20 protein-coding genes are annotated in these 22,424 nt (G+C 66.6%); 16 read left to right on the top strand and 4 right to left on the bottom strand.

Features of this window, described 5'->3' with window-relative positions; translation table 11 throughout:
• Positions 1–42: 42 nt before the first annotated feature.
• The 10 genes from ACY34H_RS24365 (at position 43) to ACY34H_RS24320 (ending at position 13,784) form a co-directional block, all read left to right on the top strand.
• Positions 43–1,155 (top strand): hybrid sensor histidine kinase/response regulator, encoded by a 1,113-nt coding sequence (locus tag ACY34H_RS24365; RefSeq protein WP_464980051.1) that lies wholly within the window; start codon positions 43–45, stop codon positions 1,153–1,155.
• Positions 1,152–4,484 carry a hybrid sensor histidine kinase/response regulator gene (locus tag ACY34H_RS24360; protein WP_464980050.1) on the top strand — a complete coding sequence of 1,111 codons (3,333 nt, stop codon included), beginning with the start codon at positions 1,152–1,154 and terminating at the stop codon, positions 4,482–4,484. The genes ACY34H_RS24365 and ACY34H_RS24360 overlap by 4 nt, the downstream gene beginning before the upstream one ends.
• A 27-nt stretch (positions 4,485–4,511) precedes the next feature.
• The gene (locus ACY34H_RS24355) at positions 4,512–4,910 is read left to right on the top strand and encodes an MAPEG family protein (RefSeq protein WP_464980049.1); all 399 of its coding nucleotides are present in this window, start codon (positions 4,512–4,514) and stop codon (positions 4,908–4,910) included.
• A 145-nt stretch (positions 4,911–5,055) separates the two neighbouring features.
• Positions 5,056–6,813: a RecQ family ATP-dependent DNA helicase gene (locus ACY34H_RS24350; protein ID WP_464980048.1), complete on the top strand. Its 1,758-nt coding sequence runs from the start codon at positions 5,056–5,058 to the stop codon at positions 6,811–6,813.
• A 200-nt stretch (positions 6,814–7,013) separates the two neighbouring features.
• On the top strand, positions 7,014–8,177 hold the full coding sequence (locus ACY34H_RS24345) for a ligase-associated DNA damage response exonuclease (protein ID WP_464980047.1): 1,164 nt from the start codon (positions 7,014–7,016) through the stop codon (positions 8,175–8,177).
• Positions 8,170–9,816: an ATP-dependent DNA ligase gene (locus ACY34H_RS24340; RefSeq protein WP_464980046.1), complete on the top strand. Its 1,647-nt coding sequence runs from the start codon at positions 8,170–8,172 to the stop codon at positions 9,814–9,816. The genes ACY34H_RS24345 and ACY34H_RS24340 overlap by 8 nt, the downstream gene beginning before the upstream one ends.
• Complete coding sequence (locus tag ACY34H_RS24335; RefSeq protein WP_464980045.1) at positions 9,813–12,272, top strand: ligase-associated DNA damage response DEXH box helicase; 2,460 nt, start codon at positions 9,813–9,815, stop codon at positions 12,270–12,272. The genes ACY34H_RS24340 and ACY34H_RS24335 overlap by 4 nt, the downstream gene beginning before the upstream one ends.
• Entirely contained in the window at positions 12,269–12,949 is a 681-nt protein-coding gene (pdeM, locus tag ACY34H_RS24330) for a ligase-associated DNA damage response endonuclease PdeM (RefSeq protein WP_464980044.1), read from the top strand. Before ACY34H_RS24335 ends, pdeM begins: the two co-directional genes overlap by 4 nt.
• A 214-nt stretch (positions 12,950–13,163) precedes the next feature.
• Positions 13,164–13,481 (top strand): KGG domain-containing protein, encoded by a 318-nt coding sequence (locus ACY34H_RS24325; RefSeq protein ID WP_464980043.1) that lies wholly within the window; start codon positions 13,164–13,166, stop codon positions 13,479–13,481.
• 45 nt (positions 13,482–13,526) lie between these two features.
• Entirely contained in the window at positions 13,527–13,784 is a 258-nt protein-coding gene (locus ACY34H_RS24320; RefSeq protein ID WP_464980042.1) for a hypothetical protein, read from the top strand.
• Positions 13,785–13,826: 42 nt separating this feature from the next.
• On the opposite strand, the gene ACY34H_RS24315 is transcribed toward ACY34H_RS24320, so the two are convergent.
• Positions 13,827–14,324: a pyridoxamine 5'-phosphate oxidase family protein gene (locus ACY34H_RS24315; RefSeq protein ID WP_464980041.1), complete on the bottom strand. Its 498-nt coding sequence runs from the start codon at positions 14,322–14,324 to the stop codon at positions 13,827–13,829.
• A gap of 276 nt (positions 14,325–14,600) precedes the next feature.
• Here ACY34H_RS24315 and ACY34H_RS24310 point away from each other — a divergent pair, with 276 nt between their 5' ends.
• From ACY34H_RS24310 to ACY34H_RS24290, 5 genes are all read left to right on the top strand, one after another.
• Positions 14,601–15,236: a PepSY-associated TM helix domain-containing protein gene (locus ACY34H_RS24310; RefSeq protein ID WP_464980155.1), complete on the top strand. Its 636-nt coding sequence runs from the start codon at positions 14,601–14,603 to the stop codon at positions 15,234–15,236.
• A 15-nt stretch (positions 15,237–15,251) separates the two neighbouring features.
• A complete protein-coding gene (locus ACY34H_RS24305; RefSeq protein WP_464980040.1) occupies positions 15,252–15,767 on the top strand; it encodes a DUF2271 domain-containing protein in 516 nt (171 codons plus the stop codon).
• A gap of 10 nt (positions 15,768–15,777) precedes the next feature.
• Positions 15,778–16,602 (top strand): DUF4198 domain-containing protein, encoded by an 825-nt coding sequence (locus ACY34H_RS24300; protein ID WP_464980154.1) that lies wholly within the window; start codon positions 15,778–15,780, stop codon positions 16,600–16,602.
• A gap of 11 nt (positions 16,603–16,613) precedes the next feature.
• Positions 16,614–17,615 (top strand): FAD:protein FMN transferase, encoded by a 1,002-nt coding sequence (locus tag ACY34H_RS24295; protein ID WP_464980039.1) that lies wholly within the window; start codon positions 16,614–16,616, stop codon positions 17,613–17,615.
• Between the two features lie 107 nt (positions 17,616–17,722).
• Positions 17,723–19,081, top strand: a complete 1,359-nt coding sequence (locus ACY34H_RS24290) for a sulfite reductase subunit alpha (protein ID WP_464980038.1) — start codon at positions 17,723–17,725, stop codon at positions 19,079–19,081.
• A gap of 143 nt (positions 19,082–19,224) precedes the next feature.
• On the opposite strand, the gene ACY34H_RS24285 is transcribed toward ACY34H_RS24290, so the two are convergent.
• The 3 genes from ACY34H_RS24285 to hemP are packed head-to-tail and all read right to left on the bottom strand — an operon-like array spanning position 19,225 to position 20,958.
• On the bottom strand, positions 19,225–20,400 hold the full coding sequence (locus ACY34H_RS24285; RefSeq protein WP_464980037.1) for a DUF2325 domain-containing protein: 1,176 nt from the start codon (positions 20,398–20,400) through the stop codon (positions 19,225–19,227).
• 2 nt (positions 20,401–20,402) lie between these two features.
• A complete protein-coding gene (locus ACY34H_RS24280; protein ID WP_464980036.1) occupies positions 20,403–20,729 on the bottom strand; it encodes a hypothetical protein in 327 nt (108 codons plus the stop codon).
• Positions 20,730–20,781: 52 nt separating this feature from the next.
• Positions 20,782–20,958, bottom strand: coding sequence for a hemin uptake protein HemP (gene hemP / locus ACY34H_RS24275; protein WP_464980153.1), 177 nt, complete (start codon positions 20,956–20,958; stop codon positions 20,782–20,784).
• Between the two features lie 251 nt (positions 20,959–21,209).
• Between hemP and ACY34H_RS24270 the strand changes: the two genes are divergently transcribed.
• Positions 21,210–22,421 (top strand): ISL3 family transposase, encoded by a 1,212-nt coding sequence (locus ACY34H_RS24270; protein WP_464975433.1) that lies wholly within the window; start codon positions 21,210–21,212, stop codon positions 22,419–22,421.
• The last annotated feature ends 3 nt before the right edge of the window (positions 22,422–22,424 follow it).

Raw genomic sequence — 22,424 nt, 5'->3', positions numbered from 1 at the left:
CGTGCCCGTCCCGGGCGCGTCCGGCCCGAACAGAATGACACAGTGACCCCACCGATCAACATCCTCGTCGTCGACGACATCCCGCAAAACCTGATCGCCCTCGAGGCGCTGCTGGCCCGGCCCGGCCTTTCCCTGCTGAAGGCCGCATCCGGGGCCGAGGCGCTCGAGCTGCTGCTGGTGCACGAAGTGGCGCTGGCGCTGGTCGACGTGCAGATGCCGGGCATGGATGGCTTCGAACTGGCCGAACTGATGCGCGGCAGCGAGCGTACCCGCGGCATTCCGCTGATTTTCCTGACGGCGGCATCGCGCGAGAACAACTACCGCTTTCGCGGCTACGAGGCGGGCGCCGTCGACTTCATGTTCAAGCCGATCGATGCCCAGGCGCTGCTCAGCAAGGTCAACGTGTTCGTCGAGCTGTACCAGCAGCGCAAGCAGCTGTCCCAGCAGCTCGACGAGCTGAAGCGCGCGCTGCACATGAACGAGATGTTCATGGCCGTGCTGGGGCACGACCTGCGCACGCCGCTGTCGGTGGTGATGAACGGTGCCATGCTGCTGCCGATGATGACCGACCATCCGAAAGTGGCGGTCACGGCGCAGCGCATCGGCGGCAGCGCGAAGCGGATGGCGCAGATGGTGGACCAGCTGCTCGACCTCGCGCGCATCCGTTCCGGCGACATGCAGCTGAAGAAGGCGCGCCGCGACGTGGCCGAACTGTGCCGTACGATCGCCGACGAGTTCGCGGTGCCGGACAAGCCATCGCGCGTGCTGGTCGAGGCACGCGGCGATCCGGCGGCACTGGTCGATGCCGGCATTTTCTCCCAGGTGATCGCAAACCTGGTCGGCAACGCGCTGCAGCACGGCGAGCCGGATCACGCCGTGCTGGTCAACGTGGACGGCACGGCGCCGGAGCGGGTGCGCCTGGCGATCGGCAACCGCGGCGTGATACCGGCCGCCCGGCTGGCCGGTATCTTCGAGCCCTACCAGCACCGCGACGGCGCGCGCAAGGCCGGCCAGGGCCTGGGCCTGGGGCTTTACACCGCCAGCACGTTCGTGCACGCGCATGGCGGCGAGATCGACATCGCTTCCGACGACGCGCTGGGCACGACGGTGGTCACGGTAACGCTGCCGCGTACGGCCGAACGGGTCGCCGCATGACGACGGGCAGCGTGGCCATGACGCACGCGCAGGGCCACCAGCCGCGCGGCGGCGGCGCGGTGGGCGACCTGGTGCGCGCGTTCGACTGGGCCGCTACCGCGCTGGGCGCGCCGGCCACCTGGACGCCGGCCTTGCGCACCACCGTCGACATCGTGCTGAACTCGCCGATCGCGATGGTGCTCATGTGGGGCCCGCGGCACGTGATGATCTACAACGAAGGCTACGCGGAAATCGCCGGCGCGCGGCATCCCGCCGCGCTGGGCGGCACGGTGCCCGAGACATGGCCGGAGATCTGGGAGTGGAACCGGGCGATCCTGGCGGCGGGCATGCGCGGCGAAACCCAGCAACACCCTGGCAAGCTGCTGACGCTGATGCGCAACGGCGCGCCGGAAGACGTGTGGTTCGACCTGTTCTACACGCCGGTCTACGATACCGGCGGCGCGGTGGGCGGCGTGCTCTGCACGGTCGTCGATGTGACGCGGCGGGTGCAGCTGGAGCAGGCGCGCGAGCACGACCGCACGCAGCTGGACCGGCAGAACCGCAGCCTGCGCGAAGAAACCGCGCTGCTGCGCGAACTGTTCGAGCAGGCGCCCGGCTTCATGGCCGTGCTGCGCGGGCCCGATCACGTGTTCGAGCTGGCCAACCGCCCTTACCAGCGGCTGGTGGGCGGGCGCGAAGTCGTCGGCAAGCCGGTGGGCGAGGCGCTGCCGGAAGTGCGCGGCCAGGGCATCGTCGACCTGCTCGACCGCGTATATGCCAGCGGCGAGCCGTACGTGGGCCGGCAGCTGAAGGTCGACCTGCTGGGCGACGACGGCCTGCTGGAACCGCGCTACCTCGATTTCGTCTACCAGCCGCTGCGGGCGGCGGACGGCAGCGTGACCGGGGTGTTCGTCGAAGGCGTCGACATTACCGAACACATTCTCACCGAGGAGCGGCTGCGGATGGCGCAGCAGGCTGGCGGCATCGGCAGTTTCGAGTGGTTCCCGGCCAGTGGCAAGCTGGTCGTCTCGCCCGAGTACCGGCACGTGTGGGGCCTGGCGCCGGACGTGGAAGTGACCGAGGAGCTGCTGGTTTCGCTGGTGGACCCGCGTGACCGCCACCGCGTCGGGCCGGAGCGGCTGGCCGTGGCCGCGAATCCGCTGGCCTATACCGAATACCGCATACGCCGCCAGGATACCGGCGAAGTGCGCTGGCTGGCGCGGCAGGGCGAGGCCGTCGAAGGCGCCACCCCGGCACAGCGCCGCTACGTGGGCGTGGCCTTCGACATCACCGGGCGCAAGCGGATCGAGCAGCAACTGCGCACCAGCCAGGACCGGCTGGCCGCGATCTTCGGCCAGGCATCGGTAGGGCTGTCCGAGCTGTCGCTGGACGGGCGCTATACGCGCGTCAACGGCGCGCTGTGCCAGATGCTGGGCCGCCCGGAGGAAGTGCTGCTGGGCCTGCACATGGAAGACCTGATCCACCCGGACGACCTGGCCGAAAACCGCGCCCAGGTGACCCTGTTGAAGGAGACCGGCATCCCGTTCACGCTGGAGAAACGCTACGCCCGGCCGGACGGCGAATGGGTGTGGATCGCCAGCAGCATGAGCCGGCTGGACGACGAGGCCGGCCAGCCGGTGGCGCTGATCGCCGTGAAGACCGATATCACCGAGCGCCGCCGCATCGAAGTCGCGCTGCGCGACCTGAACGATACGCTGGAGCAGCGCGTGAGCCGCGAGGTCGCCGAGCGCGACAAGGCCGAGGAAGCGCTGCGCCAGGCGCAGAAGATGGAAGCGGTGGGCCAACTGACGGGCGGGGTGGCGCACGACTTCAACAACGTGCTGCAGATCATTTCCGGCAACCTGCACCTGCTGGCGCAGCAGGTGGGCGGCGACGATGCGGTACGCCGGCGGCTGGAAATGGCGATCGCCGCCGTCGAGCGGGGCGCCAAGCTGTCGTCGCAACTGCTGGCGTTTGCCCGCCGCCAGCCGCTGCAGCCGGTCGTCACCGATCTCGGCCGCCTGGTGTCGAACATGGACGAGCTGCTGCGCCGCGCGCTGGGCGAGGCGGTCGACCTGGTGGCGGTGGTCGGCAGCGGCCTGTGGAATACGCTGGTCGACCCGGGCCAGATCGAGAACGTGATCCTCAACCTGGCGATCAATGCGCGCGACGCGATGCAGGGCGCGGGGCGCCTGACGATCGAACTGGGCAACGCAGTGCTCGACGACCATTACGTGAGCAAGCTGGTCGATGTGCCGGCCGGCCAGTATGTGATGCTGTCGGTGACCGATACCGGCTGCGGCATGACGCCCGAAGTGATGCAGCGCGCCTTCGAACCGTTCTTCACCACCAAGCCGGAAGGCGAGGGCACCGGCCTGGGGCTGTCGATGGCCTATGGCTTCGTCAAGCAGAGCCGGGGCCACATCCGTATCGCCAGCGAGCCGGGGCAGGGCACCAGCGTGAAGATCTACCTGCCGCGCACGATGCTGGCCGAGACCGTGGACGCCGTGCCGCAGACTGGCCCGCAGTCCGGACCGATCATGGGTGGCACCGAAACCATCCTGGCGGTGGAAGACGACGCGGGCGTGCGCACCGTCGTGCTCGACATGCTGGCCGCGCTCGGCTACCGCGTGCTGGCGGCCGAGAATGGCGAACAGGCGCTGCGCATCATCGAATCGGGCGAGCACGTCGACCTGCTGTTTACCGACGTGGTGATGCCCGGCCCGCTGCGCAGCCCGGAACTGGCCCGCATCGCCCAGCAGGTGCTGCCGGACCTGGCGGTGCTGTTCACCTCCGGCTATCCGCAGGACGCCATCGTGCACGGCGGCCGGCTGGACGCGGGCCTGGAGCTGCTGAGCAAGCCTTACCGCCGCGAAGACCTGGCGCGCAAGCTGCGCCACGTGCTGAACAACCGCCGCCAGCAGATCCAGGCGCGCGAGCGGCAGCATGCGGCGCAGCACAACCTGCTGGAACCGCAGCCGCAGCATCCGCAGCATGCCTCGCTGCGCGTGCTGGTGGTGGAAGACAACCAGGATTCGCTGCAGATGGTGTGCGAGCTGGTGGGGATGCTGGGGCATACCGTGTCCGGCGTCGGCGATGGCGAATCGGCCTGGCAGCTGATGCACAATCAGGAGTTCGATGTGCTGTTTACCGACGTCAGCTTGCCCGGCATGTCGGGCATCGAGCTGGCGCGCAAGGTCGCCCGGGAGAAAAGCATGCGCATCATCTTCTCGACCGGCTATGGCAAGGAAGCGCTGGAGCACCTGGAGTTCGCGGCGGCATGCCTGCGCAAGCCCTACGACCTGATGGACCTGCAGGCGGCACTGGACGACGTGCACCGGCGCGCCTGACCCGACGTTCAACCCGAAAGGAGCACCATGAGCACCGAACTGGCTTTGCTGGGCTGGACCCTGGTACTGGCGATCGTGCAGATCCTGCTGCACTCGACGCTGCGCACGCGCGAAACCGGCGTGGCGTTCAATGCCAGCGCGCGCGACGGCACGCCGCCGCCGCCGGGCAAGATCACCGCGCGGCTCGAGCGCGCCAAGCTGAACCTGTTTGAAACGCTGCCGCTGTTCATCGGCGCGGTGCTGGCCGCCCACATGGCCGGCGTGGAAGGCCCGCTCACCTGGTGGGGCTGCTGGCTGTACTTCGGCGCCCGCGTGCTGTACGTGCCGCTGTATGCTTTCGGCGTGCCCATGGTGCGTTCACTGGTGTGGCTGGTTTCGCTGGCCGGGCTGCTGATGGTGCTGTACGCGCTGCTCGGCAGTGCTTGACTTTAACCCCTTGACTTGAAACCCTAAAACCCCCGGGACAGGCCTCCTACATGCAGAGTAGGCGGCGTCCTATGGCGGCTGAGCCGTAAGCCACCTATCGTACTGATTACGATAGTCCACGGGCGCCTCGTGCGCGCACATTTACATGGTTACCAGAAACCTGAGCGCCGGCGAACAGCGTGGCGCGCAAAAGGCGGGCGCGGCGCTTACCCGGCGCATTCGCACCCTGCTGCACGATGTCTTCGGCGTCGATGCCCTGCGTGCCGGGCAGCAGCGCGTGATCGACAGCGTCCTCGAAGGGCGCGACACGCTGGCCATCATGCCGACCGGCGGTGGCAAGTCGCTGTGCTACCAGATCCCCGCCTCGATCTTCAAGGGCACCACGGTGGTGGTTTCGCCGCTGATCTCGTTGATGAAGGACCAGCTGGAAAAGCTGGAAGAGATCGGCATCGGCGCCGCGCAGCTGAACAGCAGCCTGTCGCGCCAGGAAGAAGTCGAGGCGCTGGACAGCATCCGCAATAACCTGAGCCGCATCATCTTCTGCACGCCCGAGCGGCTGGCCACGCCCGAGTTCCTGGCCGTGCTGCAGGAAACCCATATCTCGCTGCTGGTGGTCGACGAGGCGCACTGCATTTCCCAGTGGGGCCACGATTTCCGTCCGGCCTACCTGGAGATCGGCGCCGCCCTGAGCGCGCTGGGCCAGCCGCCCGTGCTGGCGCTGACGGCCACGGCGACCGAGGATGTCATCAAGGACATCTCGCGGCAGCTCGGCGCGCGCCGGATGAATGTGATTAACACGGGCGTGTACCGGCCCAACCTGCACTACCGGGTGATCCAGGTCACCAACCCCGCCGAGAAAACCGCGCAGGCCCTGCGGCTGGTGCGCGAGACGGCGGGCGTCGGCATCATCTACGCGGCCACCGTGAAAGCCGCCGAGGAAATGCATGCGGCGCTGGAAGAGGCTGGCGAAAGCGTGGCGCTGTACCACGGGCGCCTGCCGGCGCGCGAGCGCAAGGAAAACCAGGATCTGTTCATGGACGGCGAGCGGCGCGTGATGGTCGCCACCAATGCCTTCGGCATGGGCATCGACAAGAGCGACACGCGCTTCGTGATCCACCTGCAGGTGCCGGCCAATCTGGAAGCGTATTACCAGGAGTCGGGCCGTGCCGGCCGCGATGGCGAACAGGCCGAATGCACGCTGCTGTACTTCCAGGACGACAAGCGGTTGCAGCAGTTCTTCCTCGTCAAGCATTACCCGACCGCGCAGGAACTGCGCGACGTGTACGAGGCGGCCGCGGCCCGCGTGCCATGCCAGGCCGGCGCCATCTGCGACGCCGTGGCGCACATTCCCGACGGCCAGCTGAAGGTATGCCTGAAATTGCTGAAGGATGGCAAGCTGCTGCGGCAGAACCGCAAGCTCGACTGGCTGCTGACGAACCGTGAAGCAAAGGCCGCCGACTTCGCCCAGCTGGCCGCCATCTATGAAAGCAAGCAGGAGCGCGATCATCAGGCGCTCGAGCAGATGGTGGCCTACGCGCAAAGCGGCTATTGCCGCTGGAAGCTGCTGCTCGATTATTTCGGCGACGAATCGGCCGGCGAGGTGGCCAATGCATCGGCCAATGCATCGGCCAGCGGACAGTCGCCCGGCTCCTGGGCATGCGGCTGCTGCGACAACTGCCTGTCGCCGCCCGCGGTGCAGCCGATCGAAGACGAAGAACCGCTGTTCGAGGAAGCCGCCGAGCCGATGATGGCGCAGCTCCCGGCCTTTGCCGTCGGCAGCCAGGTCAAGGTGCCGAAGTTCGATATCGGTACCGTGCTCTCGGTGGCCGGCGACCAGATCACGATCGAGTTCCCTGAGAACACGACGAAAACCTTCATGGCGGAGTTCGTGCAACCCGTCTGAGGTATTTGCTTGAACCTGGTGGCGTGAACCTGCTGGCCTGCCCCTGGCCGGCCCCGCCCTTGCCACGCCCTGGCACGCCCTTGCCCCGCTCTTGCCACCTCGACCCGCTATTGTCCTGGTCACATCCCCGTCCCGCCGGACTTTGTGCGCTGGCGGACAGAGCGTCACGTTCCGGCTGTCTAGAATGGCCTGAAGGAGGAATGCATATGGCCGGGGACATGGTCGTGGTGCGCAGGGAAGGCCTGTACTGCGTGCCGGGAGATTTCTATATCGATCCGTGGCGGCCCGTCGACCGCGCCGTAATCACGCATGGCCATGGCGACCATGCCCGCGTCGGTCACGGGCATTACCTGGCGGCGGCGCCCGGTGTCGGCATCCTCAGGTCGCGCCTCGGCGACATCACCGTGCAGGGCCTGGAGTACGGCGACACCGTCGAACACAATGGCGTGCGCATCTCGCTGCATCCGGCCGGGCACGTGCTGGGCTCCGCGCAGGTGCGCATGGAGTGCGGCGGCGAAGTCTGGGTTGCCTCGGGCGACTACAAGGTGGAAGCGGACACCACCTGCGCGCCGTTCGAGCCGGTGCGCTGCCACACCTTCATCACCGAATCCACCTTCGGCCTGCCGATCTATCGCTGGGAACCGCAACGGCAGACCTTCGACGACATCAATGCCTGGTGGCGCCGCAATGCCGAACAGGGCCGCGCCAGCCTGATGCTGAGCTATGCGTTCGGCAAGGCGCAGCGCATCCTGTCCGGCCTCGACCCCACGATCGGGCCGATCGTCTGCCATGGCGCCGTCGAGCCGCTGAACCGTGTCTACCGCGAAGCCGGCGTGCCGCTCCCCGCCACGCGCATGGTGAGCGAGGTGGACAAGGCCGACCTGAAAACGGCGATCATCATTGCGCCACCCTCGGCCGGGGGCTCGCCGTGGGTGCGCCGCTTCGGCGATTTTTCCGATGCGTTCGCCAGCGGCTGGATGCTGTTGCGGGGCGCGCGGCGCCGGCGCGGCGTCGACCGCGGCTTCGTGCTGTCCGATCACGCCGACTGGCCGGGATTGATGGCGGCGATCAAGGGTACCGGCGCCGAGCGCGTCGTCGTCACGCATGGTTCGATCCCGACCATGGTGCGCTGGCTGTGCCAGAACGGCTACGACGCCAAGGGTTTCGATACGGAATATGGCGACGACGAGGCCGAGGATGCGGCCGCGGCTGGCGCGGCGGCCGAGGTTGCCGCAGTGGCGGACCAGGCGCCTGCGCAGCCGCATCCGGATGCGAAACGCTGGGTCGTTCCCGAGAAGGCCGAAGCGGCCCGGTCCGTCGGCACCGCCGCCGCGCAGTCCGGCGAGGAGGGCGGCGATGCGTGAATTCGCGCGCCTGTACGCGGAGCTGGACGAAACCACCGCCACCAGCCGCAAGCTCGATGCACTGAAGGCGTATTTCAGCAGCGCGGCGCCGGAAAACGCCGCGTGGGCCGTGTACTTCCTGGCCGGCGGCAAGCCGCGCCAGGCAATCCCCGTAAAACTGCTGCGGCAATACGCGACCGAATACGCGATGCTCGACGAATGGCTGTTCGACGAGTGCTACCACGCCGTCGGCGACCTGGCCGAAACCATTGCCCACATCCTGCCGGCACCAAAGCACCGCAGCGACGTGGGCCTGGCCGAATGGATCGAACAGCGCATCGCCCCGCTGCGCGGCGCGGCGCCGGAAACCATCCGCGCCGCCCTGTTCCAGTACTGGGACGAACTGGAAACGCGCGAGCGCTTCCTGCTCGTGAAACTGATCGGCGGCGGCTTCCGGGTCGGCGTGTCGAAGCTGCTGGTGACGCGGGCGCTGTCCGGCATTGCCGCCGTGGACGCCAAGCTGATCGCGCAGCGGCTGATGGGCTGGACCGATGGCAGCGTGCGCCCCACGGCCAAGGGGTTCCTGCAACTGATCGCCCAGGAATCGCCGGATGAGCACGCGCAGCGCGGCGGCCAGCCCTATCCATTTTTCCTGGCCCACCAGCTGGGCAGCGACCCGGCCACGCTGGGTGACATCGATCGCTGGCAGGTCGAGTGGAAATACGACGGCATGCGCGCGCAGGTGGTGCGCCGCGACGGCAGCTGGGTCTGGTCGCGCGGCGAGGACCTGATCACCGAGCGGTTTCCGGAGCTCGCGGCGCTGCGGCTGCCGGACGGCACCGTCGTCGATGGCGAAATCCTCATCTGGCGCGACGGCACCGGGACGGCCGACTCACCGGCGCCGTTCGCCGACCTGCAAAAGCGCATCGGCCGCAAGGCGCTGTCGCCGAAATTCCTGGCCGACTACCCGGCCGTGCTGGTGGCGTACGACCTGCTGGAACGCGACGGCGTCGACCTGCGCAAGCTGCCGCAATGCGAACGCCGCACCCTGCTCGAACAGCTGGTGGTGGAGATGGCTACGCCGCAGCTGCGCCTTTCGCCGCTGGTGAAGGCCGACAGCTGGGAAGCGCTGGCGGCGATCCGCGAAGAATCGCGCATGCGCGGCGTGGAAGGCATGATGCTGAAGGCGAAGGATGCGCAATACGGCGTGGGCCGCACCAAGGACGTGGGCACTTGGTGGAAATGGAAGATCGACCCCTACAGCGTGGACGCGGTGCTGATCTACGCCCAGGCCGGCCACGGCCGCCGCGCCTCGCTGTACACCGACTACACATTCGCCGTGTGGGATAGCGACGGCAATGGCGGCCGCCAGCTGGTGCCGTTCGCGAAAGCCTATTCGGGACTGACCGATGCCGAGATCACGCAGGTGGACAACGCGGTGCGCCGTACCACGGTCGAGCGCTTCGGCCCGGTGCGCAGCGTGCGGCCGACGATGGTGTTCGAGATCGGCTTCGAGGGCATCCAGGCTTCGCCGCGGCATAAATCCGGTATCGCGGTGCGCTTCCCCCGCATCCTGCGGCGCCGCGACGACAAGGCCGTCGAGGAAGCCGACACGCTGGACATGCTGAAAGGCTTGCTGGCGCAGGCATCGGGCGCATGACGGCGGTCGACGACTGGTTCGCCGCGCGCGGCTGGACGGTGTTCCCGTTCCAGCGCGCCGTGTGGGAGGCGGCATTGGCGGGCGAGTCGGGCATGCTGCACGCCACCACCGGGTCGGGCAAGACGTATGCCGTATGGTTCGCCGCGCTGCTGCGGGCGATGGCGGCGCCGCCGCACAAGGACAAGAGAAAGACGGCGGGCTTGCGGGTACTGTGGCTGACGCCGATGCGCGCGCTGGCGGCCGACACGCTGCGCGCCTTGTCCGACTCGGCGGCCGGCCTGCTGCCCGGCTGGACCATCGATGCGCGCACCGGCGACACCTCGTCGGCGGCCCGGGCGCGGCAGGCGAAACGCCTGCCGGAAGCGCTGGTGACGACGCCGGAAAGCCTGTCGCTGATGCTGTCGAAGGCCGATGCGCAGGAGCAGTTCTCGATGCTGGACATGGTCATCGTCGACGAGTGGCACGAACTGATGGGAAACAAGCGCGGCGTGCAGGCGCAGCTGGCGCTGGCCCGGCTGAGAAACTGGAATCCCGGCCTGGTGGTGTGGGGCCTGTCCGCCACGCTGGGCAATCTGCAGCGCGCCCGGGAAGTGCTGCTCGGCCCCGATACGCCGGGCACGATCGTCGAAGGCAGCCTGCGCAAGGAGATCGTCGTCGACACGCTGATCCCGGCCAATCCGTCGCGCTTTCCGTGGGCCGGCCACCTGGGTATCCAGATGCTGGGGCCGGTCGTTGCCGAGATCGAGCGGCATGCCACCACGCTGGTGTTCTGCAACACCCGCTCGCAGGCGGAGCTGTGGTACCAGAACATGCTGGAAGCGCGCCCCGACTGGGCCGGCCTGATCGCGCTGCACCATGGCTCGCTGGACAAGGAAGTGCGCGACTGGGTGGAGCTGGGGCTGAAGCAGGGCACGCTGAAGGCGGTGGTATGCACGTCCAGCCTCGACCTGGGTGTCGATTTCCTGCCGGTCGAGCGGGTGCTGCAGATCGGCAGCGCAAAGGGTATCGCCCGGCTGCTGCAGCGGGCCGGGCGCTCGGGCCACGCGCCAGGCCGCGTGTCGCGCGTGACGCTGGTGCCCACGCAAAGCCTGGAACTGCTCGAAGCGGCCGCGGCGATCCAGGCGGTGAAGGACCGCGACATCGAATCGCGCCCCGTGCCGGACAAGCCGCTCGACGTGCTGGTGCAGCACCTGGTGACGGTGGCGCTGGGCGGCGGCTTCACGTCCGCGGCGCTGTACGACGAAGTGCGCACGGCGTGGTCGTATCGCGAGCTGAGCCCGGAGGAGTGGCAGTGGGCGCTCGATTTCGTGGCGCGCGGCGGCCAGAGCCTGACCGTGTATCCGGAATACCGGCGCGTGCTGCCGGACGAGGCCGGCGTGTACCGCGTGCCGGATGCGGCGATCGGGCGGCGCCACCGGATGGGCATCGGCACCATCGTGTCGGAAGCGATGATCCAGGTGAAGTTCCAGAGCGGCGGGCGGATCGGCACGGTGGAGGAGGGCTTCATCGCGCGCTTGAACAAGGGCGACCATTTCCTGTTCGGCGGACGCGTGCTGGAATTCCTGCGCGTGCACGAGATGACGGCCTATGTGAAGCGCGCGACCGGCGCGCGCGGCGCGGTGCCGCGCTGGCAGGGCGGCAAGATGCCGATGTCGTCCGAGCTGGCACACGCGGCGCTGGAGCAGATGCGGCTGGCCACCGAAGGCATCTTCCGGGGCCCGGAGATGGAAGCCGTGCGGCCGCTGCTGGATATCCAGGCACGCTGGTCGGCATTGCCGACGCCGCAGCGCACCGTGATCGAAAGCGTGCACAGCCGTGAGGGGCACCACCTGTTCATGTACCCCTTCGCCGGGCGCTCGGTGCATATCGGGCTGGCCTCGCTGCTGTCCTGGCGCGTGGGGCGGATGCGGCCGGCCACGTTCTCGATTGCCGTCAACGACTACGGCTTTGAACTGCTGGCACCGGAGGAGGTGCCGTGGCCGGACCTGTTTGCGGCCGCCACCGGCCGCGACGTGGCGTTGTTCACGACGGAGGGGCTGCTGGAAGATGTGCTGGCCAGCCTGAACGCCACGGAGCTGTCGCAGCGGCGCTTCCGCGAAATCGCCCGGATCGCCGGGCTGATCTTCCAGGGCTATCCGGGGCAGCCGAAAAGCAACCGCCAGCTGCAGGCGTCGTCGTCGCTGTTCTTCGAGGTCTTCCGCAAGCATGACGCCGGCAACCTGCTGCTGACGCAGGCGCAGCGCGAGGTGCTGGAACAGGAGCTGGAACTGAAGCGCCTGCGCGCCACGCTCGAAGCGTTGCAGGCGCGCGCGGTCAGCTACCATGAAACGAAGCGGGCCACGCCGTTCGGCTTTGCGCTGATGGTGGAACGGTTCCGCGAAAAACTCAGCACCGAGAAGCTGTCGGACCGGGTGGCGCGCGTGCTGCGCGAGCTGGAAAAGGCGGCAGGGCCGTGAACGGCACCGCGGGCGGGGCGCTGGCCATCGACCTGGCCGGCGAACGCGTGCTGCTGCTGCCGGAAAAGGCCCTGTACTGGCCGCGGGCGCGCATGCTGGTGGTGGCCGACATCCATTTCGGCAAGGCGGCGTCGTTCCGGGCGCTGGGCGTGCCCGTTCCGCGCGGTACCACGAGCGAAAACCTGGCCGGTCTCGACGCGCTGCTGGCGGCGCACGATATCGGGCATATCCTGTTCCTTGGGGATTTCCTGCATGCGAAGGCCGCGCACGCCAGCGCGACGCTGCAGGCCATGCTGGCCTGGCGAGAACGCCATCCGGCACTGGCGCTGACGCTGGTGCGGGGCAACCACGACCGGCATGCCGGCGATCCGTCGCGCCTGTTGCGGATCGACCTGGTCGACGAACCGCACCGCATCGGGCCGTTCGCGTTCTGTCACCACCCGGACCTGCCGGAAAACGGGGCAGGTGGCTATGTGCTGGCAGGCCATGTGCATCCGGTGTACCGGCTGGCGGGGCGCCGCGATGCGTTGCGCCTGCCCTGTTTCGTGGCCGGCGGCGGGCGCGCCATCCTGCCATCGTTCGGCGCCTTTACAGGCGGGCATGTCGTCGAACCGGCCCCGGGCGAACGCTGTTACCTGGTGGCCGACGACCGTATTTTCCCGATAAGCCCGGCATAAGGGGAAGATAAGTAAATAGTAGGCATTCTCCTACAGGTAGACATGTAGCAGTCCTATATTTGCTGTTCAGTGCTTCCACTAACATGAAGTCTCCTGTTGCCCGAACGTTATTACAAAGATCGTCGCTGGTCGGTATCCCGCTCGGGCACCGGGATCCCTCCTCACTGCACCCACGTCAGCGTTCCCCCAATGCGTCACTTCAGGAGAGACCATCATGGCTTCAAATCAGGGTAACAATCGAGGCAATCGACAAGGCGAAGCACAAGGAAACAAGCAAAGCACCACCCGCAACCGCGGCTTCGCATCGATGGACCCGCAGCGGCAGCGTGAAATCGCGTCCGAAGGTGGCCGCGCCGCGCACGCCAAGGGCACGGCGCACGAGTTCACCTCGGAAGAGGCTCGCCGCGCAGGCGCCATGAGCCATAAGAACGGCAACCGCCAGAGCGCCTCGCGCGCCGCCAGCAGCACCGACAGCGACCAGGGCAACCTGGCCGGCCAGTCAGACAACCGCGGCGAAAACCGCCAGGGTTGACTCCACCGCAACGGCAGGGTAACCACAGGGTTCAGGAGATACTGCATGACTCCACCTGACAACTCCCGCAAGAACAACAACAGTGAAGATACCTTCGTTCTGGTAGATACGGACCATCCGGGCATCGGCAATGTCGATGTGCCCGAGACGGAAGTACGCCGCCTGGACAAGCCTATCCCCGGCAACCGCCAATCGGCGGACCAGGGTTCACGCCAAAGCGGCGACCATTCGTCCCGCCAGGGCCGGGAACCCCCGGGCACCGAAGGCGGTGCCCCTGGGCCGGATGCCAGTTCCGGCGTATGACGACACCCCGGCCGCGTGCCGGGGTTTTTGTTGGCGCTCGCTTTAATTCCCCAGGTGGCGATGCTCGCCCACATTGGTCGGCGGTTTGCCGGTGATGGCGGCCTTGGCCATGGCGAACAGCGTGACCATCTTGCTGTTCGCGGTATCCCAGTATTCGGCACCCTGCACGTTCACGCGCAGCAGCGCCAGGTGCGGGTCGTCCAGGCCTTGCGGGAACCAGGCCTTGACCATCGGGTTCCACAATTCTTCGGCCTTGACGCGGTCGCGCAGCAGCTCGGCCCGGCCAGACACGGATACATACAGGTGATCGTCGACGTCCGCGAACGACACGTTGATCGACGGGTTGTCCAGCAGTTCGCGGGTAAATGCTTCCTGGTCCGAGACAAAGAACCACAGGCTGCCGCCGTCATCCAGTTGCTGGAGCGTCAGCGGACGGCTCGTCAGCGCGCCGTTGCCGTCCTGCGTGGTAAACATGCCGAACTTTACATCCTTGATACGATCGCGCAAATCGTGCAGTTCTTCGGTAGTGAACGTGGCCATGATGCTCCTTTCAAGATTGTCCTGTACAAGCGGTAACGATAAGTCGCGTACCACGCATGCATCTGTACGCTGCCGTACAGGAAATTCCGATCCGGAGATTTGTTTCGTTTGTAACAGCCGAGCAGCCGCCCGTTGACGTCTTAAATGATAATCATTATCATCTATTGATTACTACAAGCATACCATCAGGGAAAAGTGAACACTCGGGAAGAGGCGCGGGCAGAAGCGCAGCAGGAAACGCCGCGTGCGACGCAGCAGGACGTGCGGGCCGACGCGCTGCAGGCCACCGCCAAGAACGCCAGCCGGGCTGTCTGGCTGAAGCAATTGCACCAGTGGCACTGGATCTCTTCCGCATTGTGCCTGCTCGGCATGTTCCTGTTCAGCATTACCGGTATTACCTTGAACCACGCGGCGCAGATCGAGGCCAAGCCGACGGTCGTGCGCCAGCAGGCCGAGGCCCCGGCGGCGCTGGTGGCGCAGCTGAAGGCGCTGGGCGAGGAGCGTGACGGCGAGAAGGCGCCCCTGCCTGCGGCGGCCGAACGCTGGCTGCTCGACACGTGGTCGGTCAAGGCGGGGGGACGCGAGGCCGAATGGTCCGTCGATGAAGTCTACCTGCCGATGCCGAAAGCCGGTGGCGATGCCTGGGTGCGCATCGGCTTCGAGGATGGCGCGGCCGAATTCGAAAATACCGACCGCGGCTGGATTTCCTGGCTGAACGACGTCCACAAGGGCCGCAATACCGGCACGGCGTGGAACTGGTTCATCGATATCTTTGCCGTGATCTGCCTGGTGTTCTGCATTACCGGTTTCCTGATCCTGAAATTCCATGCGGCCAACCGGCCATCCACCTGGCCCGTGATCGGGCTGGGGATGCTGATTCCGATCGTCATTGCTCTGTTGTTCATCCATTAATAAAAAAGGCACACCATGAAATTACGCTATTCCATCGCGCTGGCCATTCCGCTGGCCAGTGCGCAGGCGATGGCCGCCGACCTGGCCCTGAAACTCGACATTCCGCAGCTGAACGTTGCCGAATACCACAAGCCGTACATCGCCGCGTGGCTGGAAAACGCGGACCAGAAAGTGGTGACGAACCTGGCGGTGCTGTACGACGTGAAGAAGAAGGACAAGGCCGGCGAGAAGTGGCTGAAGGACATGCGCCAGTGGTGGCGCAAGACCGGCCGCGACCTGGCGATGCCGGTCGACGGCGTGTCCGGCGCGACCCGTGCACCTGGCGAACATACGCTGACGTTCCCGGGCGCGAAGGATGCGCTGGGCAAGCTGCCGGCCGGCCAGTACACGGTGGTGGTGGAAGCTTCCCGCGAGGCCGGCGGCCGCGAACTGGTGAAGGTGCCGGTGGCATGGCCGCCGAAGGGCGCCAAGGAGTTCACGGCAAAGGGCAAGGAAGAGCTGGGCAATGTCGTGGTTCAGGTCAAGCCATAAGGAGAACATGATGCGAATTCAAAAAACCGTGATCGCGCTGGCACTGGCCGGCGCCGCGTTCGGCGCCCAGGCGCACAAGCCGTGGATGCTGCCGTCGTCGACCTTTGTCGAAAACGACCGGGAAGCCTGGGTAACCGTCGATGCCGCCATCTCGGAAGGCCTGTTCGATATCGACCACGTGCCGTTGAAACTGGATGGCCTGACCATCATCGGCCCGGATGGCGCCACGCTGGAGCCGCAGAACGTCTCCAACGGCAAGCTGCGCAATTCGTTCGACGTGAAGATGGCCAAGAACGGCACCTACAAGATCGCCCTGGTGAACCAGAACGTGTTCGCCAGCTACAAGGTCAATGGCGAGATGAAGCGCTGGCGCGGTACCGAAGCGAATATGGCCAAGGAAGTGCCGGCGGATGCGCAGGACCTGAAGGTCACGCGCACCAATTCGCGCATCGAGACGTTCGTGACGGCGAACGAGCCCAGCGACGCTGTGCTGAAACCGACCGGCACCGGCCTGGAGCTGGTGCCGGTGACGAACCCGACCGAGCTGCGTGCCGGCGAGAAGGCCACCTGGCGCTTCCTGCTCGACGGCAAGCCTGCCGCGAACCTGCCATTCAGCCTGATCCCGGGCGGCGTGCGCTACCGTGGCACGCTGAACGAAGTGCGCTTCAATACCGATGCCAAGGGCGAGATCACGTTCACGATCCCGGCTGCGGGCATGTATGTGGCGACCGCCAGCTGGCCGGCACCGCAGGCGCAAGGTGGGCAAGGTGGGCAACAGCAGCCGCCGGCCCGCCGCGTGACGTACTCGGGCACGGTGGAAGTGCTGCCCGAGTAATGCGCACGGGGTTGCGCCGAACATTGCTGCCGCACGCGATCTCGTCCCGGCCGCCGCCCGCCGGGGCGCAGGTGCGCGAGTATCGCGGCCTGAGCATGGGCACCAGCTGGTCGGTGCGCGTGGCCCAGCCGGCCGCGGCGCCGGACCTGGCGGGCGGCCTGCAGGCGCAACTGGACGACGTGGTGGCGCAGATGAGCCACTGGGAACCCGGCTCCGACCTGGGCCGCTTCAACAGGGCCCCGGCCGGTACCTGGCAAGTGTTGCCGCCGGCGTTTTTCCATGTGCTGGCGTATGCGCTCAACGTGTGCCGCGACAGTGGCGGCGCCTGCGATCCCTGCGCCGGGGCGCTGGTCAACCTGTGGGGCTTCGGCCCCGTCAACCGTTACGATGCGCCCGGCTTCACGGCACCGTCGCCCGAGCTGGCGCAGGCTGCGCTGCCGGCCGCGCGCGTACGCCTCGATCCTGTCAGCCGCAGTGCACTGCAGCCGGGCGGCGTGCAGCTCGATCTGTCCGCCATCGCCAAGGGCTACGGTGTCGATTGCCTGGCCGGCTGGCTGGAAAGCCAGGGCATCCGCGACTACCTGGTGGAAGTGGGGGGCGAGCTGCGCGGCGCCGGCCTGAAGCCGGATGGCCAGCCATGGTGGGTGGCGCTGGAAGGGGGGGACGATACGTCCGCCGGCGACGACGGCATCGTCGCCGCGCTGCACGGGCTGGCAGTGGCCACCTCCGGCGACTACCGCCGTTTCTTCCTGCACGACGGCCGGCGCCATGCGCACACGATCGATCCGCGCACCGGCGCACCGATCGACAATGGCCTGGCGGCGGTGACCGTGATCGATGCCAGCTGCATGGCGTGCGACGCCTGGTCGACCGCCCTGACGGTGCTGGGCCCGGTGGACGGGCTGGCGCTGGCGGAACGCCGCGGCATTGCAGCGCGCTTCGTGGTGCGCACCGGCAGCGGCCCTGTTGAACACCTGAGCTCGCACATGCGGGCAATGCTCGATCTGGCATGAACGATCATGTCGAACGACGATGCGTGGCGGCTCGGGCATGCCGAATCACGCATGCCGAATTACGCATGACCAATCAAGCATGACGAATCGAGCATGATCCATTTAGCATGATACTGACGAATGACACGACCCGGCTGGCCCTGACAGCCGCCTGTTTCGCCGCGTATGGCGTCACCTGCTTCCTGCCGTGGCTGCGCATGCGCCGCAAGCGCGCTGCCGCCGGTAACTCCGGGGCTGCGGATGCGTCCGCATGGATCGTCGCGTATGCGAGCCAGACCGGCAATGGCGAGGAACTGGCGCAGCAGACCGCGGCCATGCTGCGGCTGGCGGGCATCGGCGTGCGCGTCATGGAACTGGGCGATGTGACCGCTGCGGCACTGCAGGGCGCCGAGCGGGCGCTGTTCATCGCCAGTACCTACGGCGAAGGCGATGCACCGGATGGCGGTGCCGCGTTTGCCGGCAAGCTGATGACGCGTTCGCTGCCGCTGCCTCGCCTGCACTACGGCGTGCTGGCGCTGGGCGACAGCAGTTATGCGCATTTCTGCGGCTTCGGCCGGGCGCTCGACGGCTGGCTGGCGGCGCAGGGCGCGCAGCCACTGTTCCCGCGCGTGGACGTGGACCGGGGCGCGACAGCCGACCTCGCGCCTTGGCGCCGGCACCTTTCCCACCTGGCCGGCACCAGCGATGCGCCGGACTGGGATGCGCCGGCCTTCATGCCATGGCGACTGGCGCGGCGGCGGTTGATGAACCCCGGCAGCGCAGGGGCGCCGATTTATCACATCGAACTGGTACCGGCGGCGGGCGCGCTGCCGGCCTGGCAGTCCGGCGACCTGGTGCAGGTGGCGCCACCTGCACAGCCGGACCGGCCACGCGAGTATTCGATTGCATCGGTGCCGGGCGACGGCCGCGTCCACCTGCTGGTGCGCCTGCACCGGCATGACGACGGCAGCAGCGGTATCGCCTCCGGCTGGCTATGCCAGGAGGCGCTGGAAGGCGCCCAGGTGCCGTTGCGGTTGCGGCCGCACCGCCGTTTCCGGCTGGAAGACAATGCCGCCCGCCCGCTGATCCTGATCGGCAACGGCAGCGGCATTGCCGGCCTGCGCGGCCACCTGCGTGCGCGCGTTGCCGCGGGCCAGGGCCGCAACTGGCTGCTGTTCGGCGAACGCCAGCGCGCCCACGACCTGCACTACGGCGACGAGCTCGCGGGCTGGCAGGAGCAGGGCCTGCTCGCGCGTCTCGACCTCGCGTTCTCGCGCGACGAGCCTGGGCGCATCTATGTTCAGGACTTGCTGCCGCCCGCCGCCGATGCGCTGCGCGCGTGGATCGCCGAGGGCGCCGCCATCTATGTCTGCGGCAGCCTGGAGGGCATGGCCGGCGGCGTCGACCGCGCGCTGCGCGGCATCCTCGGCGACAGTGACGTCGATGCGCTGGCCGCGGCGGGGCGCTACCGGCGCGATGTGTACTGATCGGAATATTTCTCCACACCGGGGTCAGACCCCGGATTCAGGAAATATTCCCCGGCATCACGCCCGTCGACGCGATGAAACTAAAAAAAGCCCCGCACGAAGCGGGGCCGAGGGAGGTCCGCACGGGTGCGGATGAGAGGTACTCAGGGGGCCAGTTCCTCGAGCCCGCGTTGCAGGCTGGAGATGCTGGGATTGTCGATGAATACGCAGCGCTTGCCGGTGCGCTTGCAGAAGTCCTTCACGCGCCAGTAGGCGCTGTGGCTGATGCAGCCGGTCTGGCAGATCACCAGGTCGGCGGCGGCGAGGCTGGCTTCGAGCTTGCCGGCATTGTCTTCGAGGCCGCCGTCGTGGTGGGCGAACTGGGCGCCGGCGCGTTCGATCAGCGTCCGGTAGGAAGCGACATTGCCGCTGCGTCCGCCCACGCACAGGATGCTGCGTTCGGCCAGCCGGATCGGCATGCGGATCACGTGCTCGACGGGGCCGGGCGGAGCGGGTACCTCGTCGCGCGCCGCCGGCTGTGCCTGGGCCTGGACTTGCACGAGTTCGCGGCGCAGCTCGGCAACCTGTTCGCGCAGCAGCCGTTCGCGCTCGTCGCTTTGTTCCAGTCGTTGCGCCAGCCGCTCGCGCGACGCCAGGTCCGGAATCGCTTCACGTAACTGTTCGAGTTCGTGGCGCAGCGCATCGATCATGCTGTCGCGGTTGACCAGCTGGGTGCGCAGTTGCATCAGCGCGCTGGCGTCGCGTTCCTGTTCGGCCGTGCGTTCGAGCTGCATGGCGGCGCTGCGTTGCTGCAGCTTCGCCAGCTCGCGCGCCAATTGTCCGTTTTCCTCCACCACGGCGTTGAAGCGGTTGATATCGGCACGGGCGCACGCACCGGCCTGGTGCTGGATCATGTGCAGGTCGCGGCACATCCGCTCTTCCAGCTCGGGTGCGCAGCGGGGATGGGTCAGGCCGGCCCAGAAAGCGCCTGCCACATCGCCGCCGGCCACTGCGGCCTGCCACAGTTCGGCTACTGCCTCCGTCGTGCGCGCAGCGCGGAAGCGCTGGACGATGGGCGCATAACGGCGTTCCAGTTCCTTCTGCAGGACCTCGGACAGGCGGTTGCGCGTGCCGCATTCGCTGACGGCGCCCACGTGGATCTCGTAGTCGTCGGCAAGTACCGTGCCGCCCGTGACCTTGCCGACCAGCTTGCGCAAGATGCCGATCGGCATGGACACGCCGACCAGGGGGCAATGGCAGGTGTGGCCCAGTTCCCAGATGCGGCGCCGGCGCGACGTTTGCGCTTCCTGCGGCTGGCTGGGGGCATGTTTGTCGCACATGGTCAAACCGCCTGCGGCGCCGCACGGCCCTTGGTCATCAGCCGCGCAAGGAAGCCATCATCCTTTTTCGGTTGCGGCAGCGAGCGCTCGACGACGACGGCCCATTGTTCGGACAATTGCTGGCAGGTCGCCGCAAGCACGGGCGACAGGCCCGGCAACCCGGCCAGCGCCTTCAGATGCCGTTCGATGACGGACGCGAGTTTGACGCAGCCCTTGTCGTCAGCCGTGTAATGGGACATCAGATGCAGCACGGCGGACAACATCAGTTCCGGCTGCTGCCCGCCATTGGCGGGTGCCAGGTAGATCGGGTCGGTATGGTCGACGGCCATCGTACTCTCCTCGGAAACGATCAGCTGGCGGCGGCTGGCTGAAATAACTGGTTCAGGCAGTGAGAATCAATTTGTTCAGCTGGGTGATGCGCAGGCGATAAATGCGGCCCGCGTGCTCGATTTCGACTTCGCGCTGGTCCTGCATCAAGCCCGCGGTGGTCAGGCGGCGTACGGGAACGGGTTGCCGGGCAGCAGGCGCCGGCTTCGATTGGTTGGCTTGGGTCTGCATGGTCATTTCGCCTTAAATAAGAATGATTCGCATTTGCATTATTGGGCACCCCTGCAGGAAATGCAAGCGTTTTTTTGGCGGAAGCGTGCAAGAAAATCATCTGTCCGCGTGCGATATCCGAGGCATAAAAAAAGGTTCTTCGCGGGGAATGGGGGAAGACGGGATTGACGATCTGAGCAGGAAGTGGTGGCGGGGGTCTGAAGTTGGTAGATTGATAGTCGCCAAACAAGTCAATCTTTCAAACCACCGCCATGCTCAATGCTATGTCGTCTCTCCCGTTTTGGGAAGGCCATATTCTCGACTCCGTCCAAGAACAGAAAGACGGTTCCCTGCTGATCGTTCTCGAACCCTGTCCGACAAGTGATGCTTTGTGTGGGTCGTGCCGCCAGCCTTGCGCCTTGGTGCATGAGCGCCGAAGACGCAAGGTGCGCGACCGCGATATTCTGGACAAACGCGTCTGGCTTGATGTGCCAGTGCGGCGACTGGACTGCCATCACTGTAATGCACGGGTTGCCGAGCACATTGTCTGGCTTGACCGGCGTTCACGCATTACGCATCGTGTGCGCCTGTGGGTCGAGGCGCTGGCGCAACTGCTTCCGATAGCACATGTGGCCCGGCTGACCGGCCTACACTGGCATACCGTCAAAGAGATCGATCATCGGCGCTTGAAGCACTTGCATGCTGACTTCTCAGCAGAGGGTGTACGGCGCCTGGTGATGGACGAATTCGCCCTGCACAAGGGACACCGCTATGCCACTGTCGCGCTCGATGCTGAACGGATGCGCGTATTGTGGGTTGGAGAAGGCAATAGCCGGGAAGCGATCCGGCCATTTTTCGAGATGCTGGGACCGGAAGGCTGCCAGCGGATTGAAGCCGTGGCGATGGACATGAACACGGCTATGGATCTCGAAGTGCGCCAGCAATGCCCCAATGCCGAGGTGGTCTACGACCTATTTCATGTCGTGGCCCGTTTTGGCCGCGAAGTCGTTGACCGGGTACGGGTCGATCAAGCCAATGCACTACGTGCAGAGCCAAAAGCCCGTCAGGTCATCAAGCGCAGCCGATGGCTTTTGCTGCGTAATCGCGACAATCTCAAAACCGACCAGGCGATCAAACTTGACGAACTGCTCGCCGCCAACCAGCCCTTGGCAACGGTCTACCTGCTCAAGACCGAACTGAAAGAGATCTGGTATGCGCCATCGGCCTGGGAAGGTGCTCGTCGATGGAAAACCTGGCTCAAGCTCGCCCTGGAAAGCCAGATCGCACCGCTGATCCAGTTCGCTAAACGCTTGGCCAAATACCGGCGCGGTATCTTGGCTTCGGCCATCTATCCGATGAACTCATCCATCCTGGAAGGCGTCAACAATCGCATCAAAGTGATCAAACGCATGGCTTACGGATTCCGGGACGCATCCTACTTCTTCTTGAAAATCAAGAATGCGTTCCCCGGCAAAGTGCGATGAACC

It is taken from the genome of Pseudoduganella sp. jia 9, assembly GCF_055502615.1.
The sequence above is the reverse complement of the archived record's forward strand: the minus strand, read 5'-3'. Positions and strand labels throughout refer to the sequence as shown.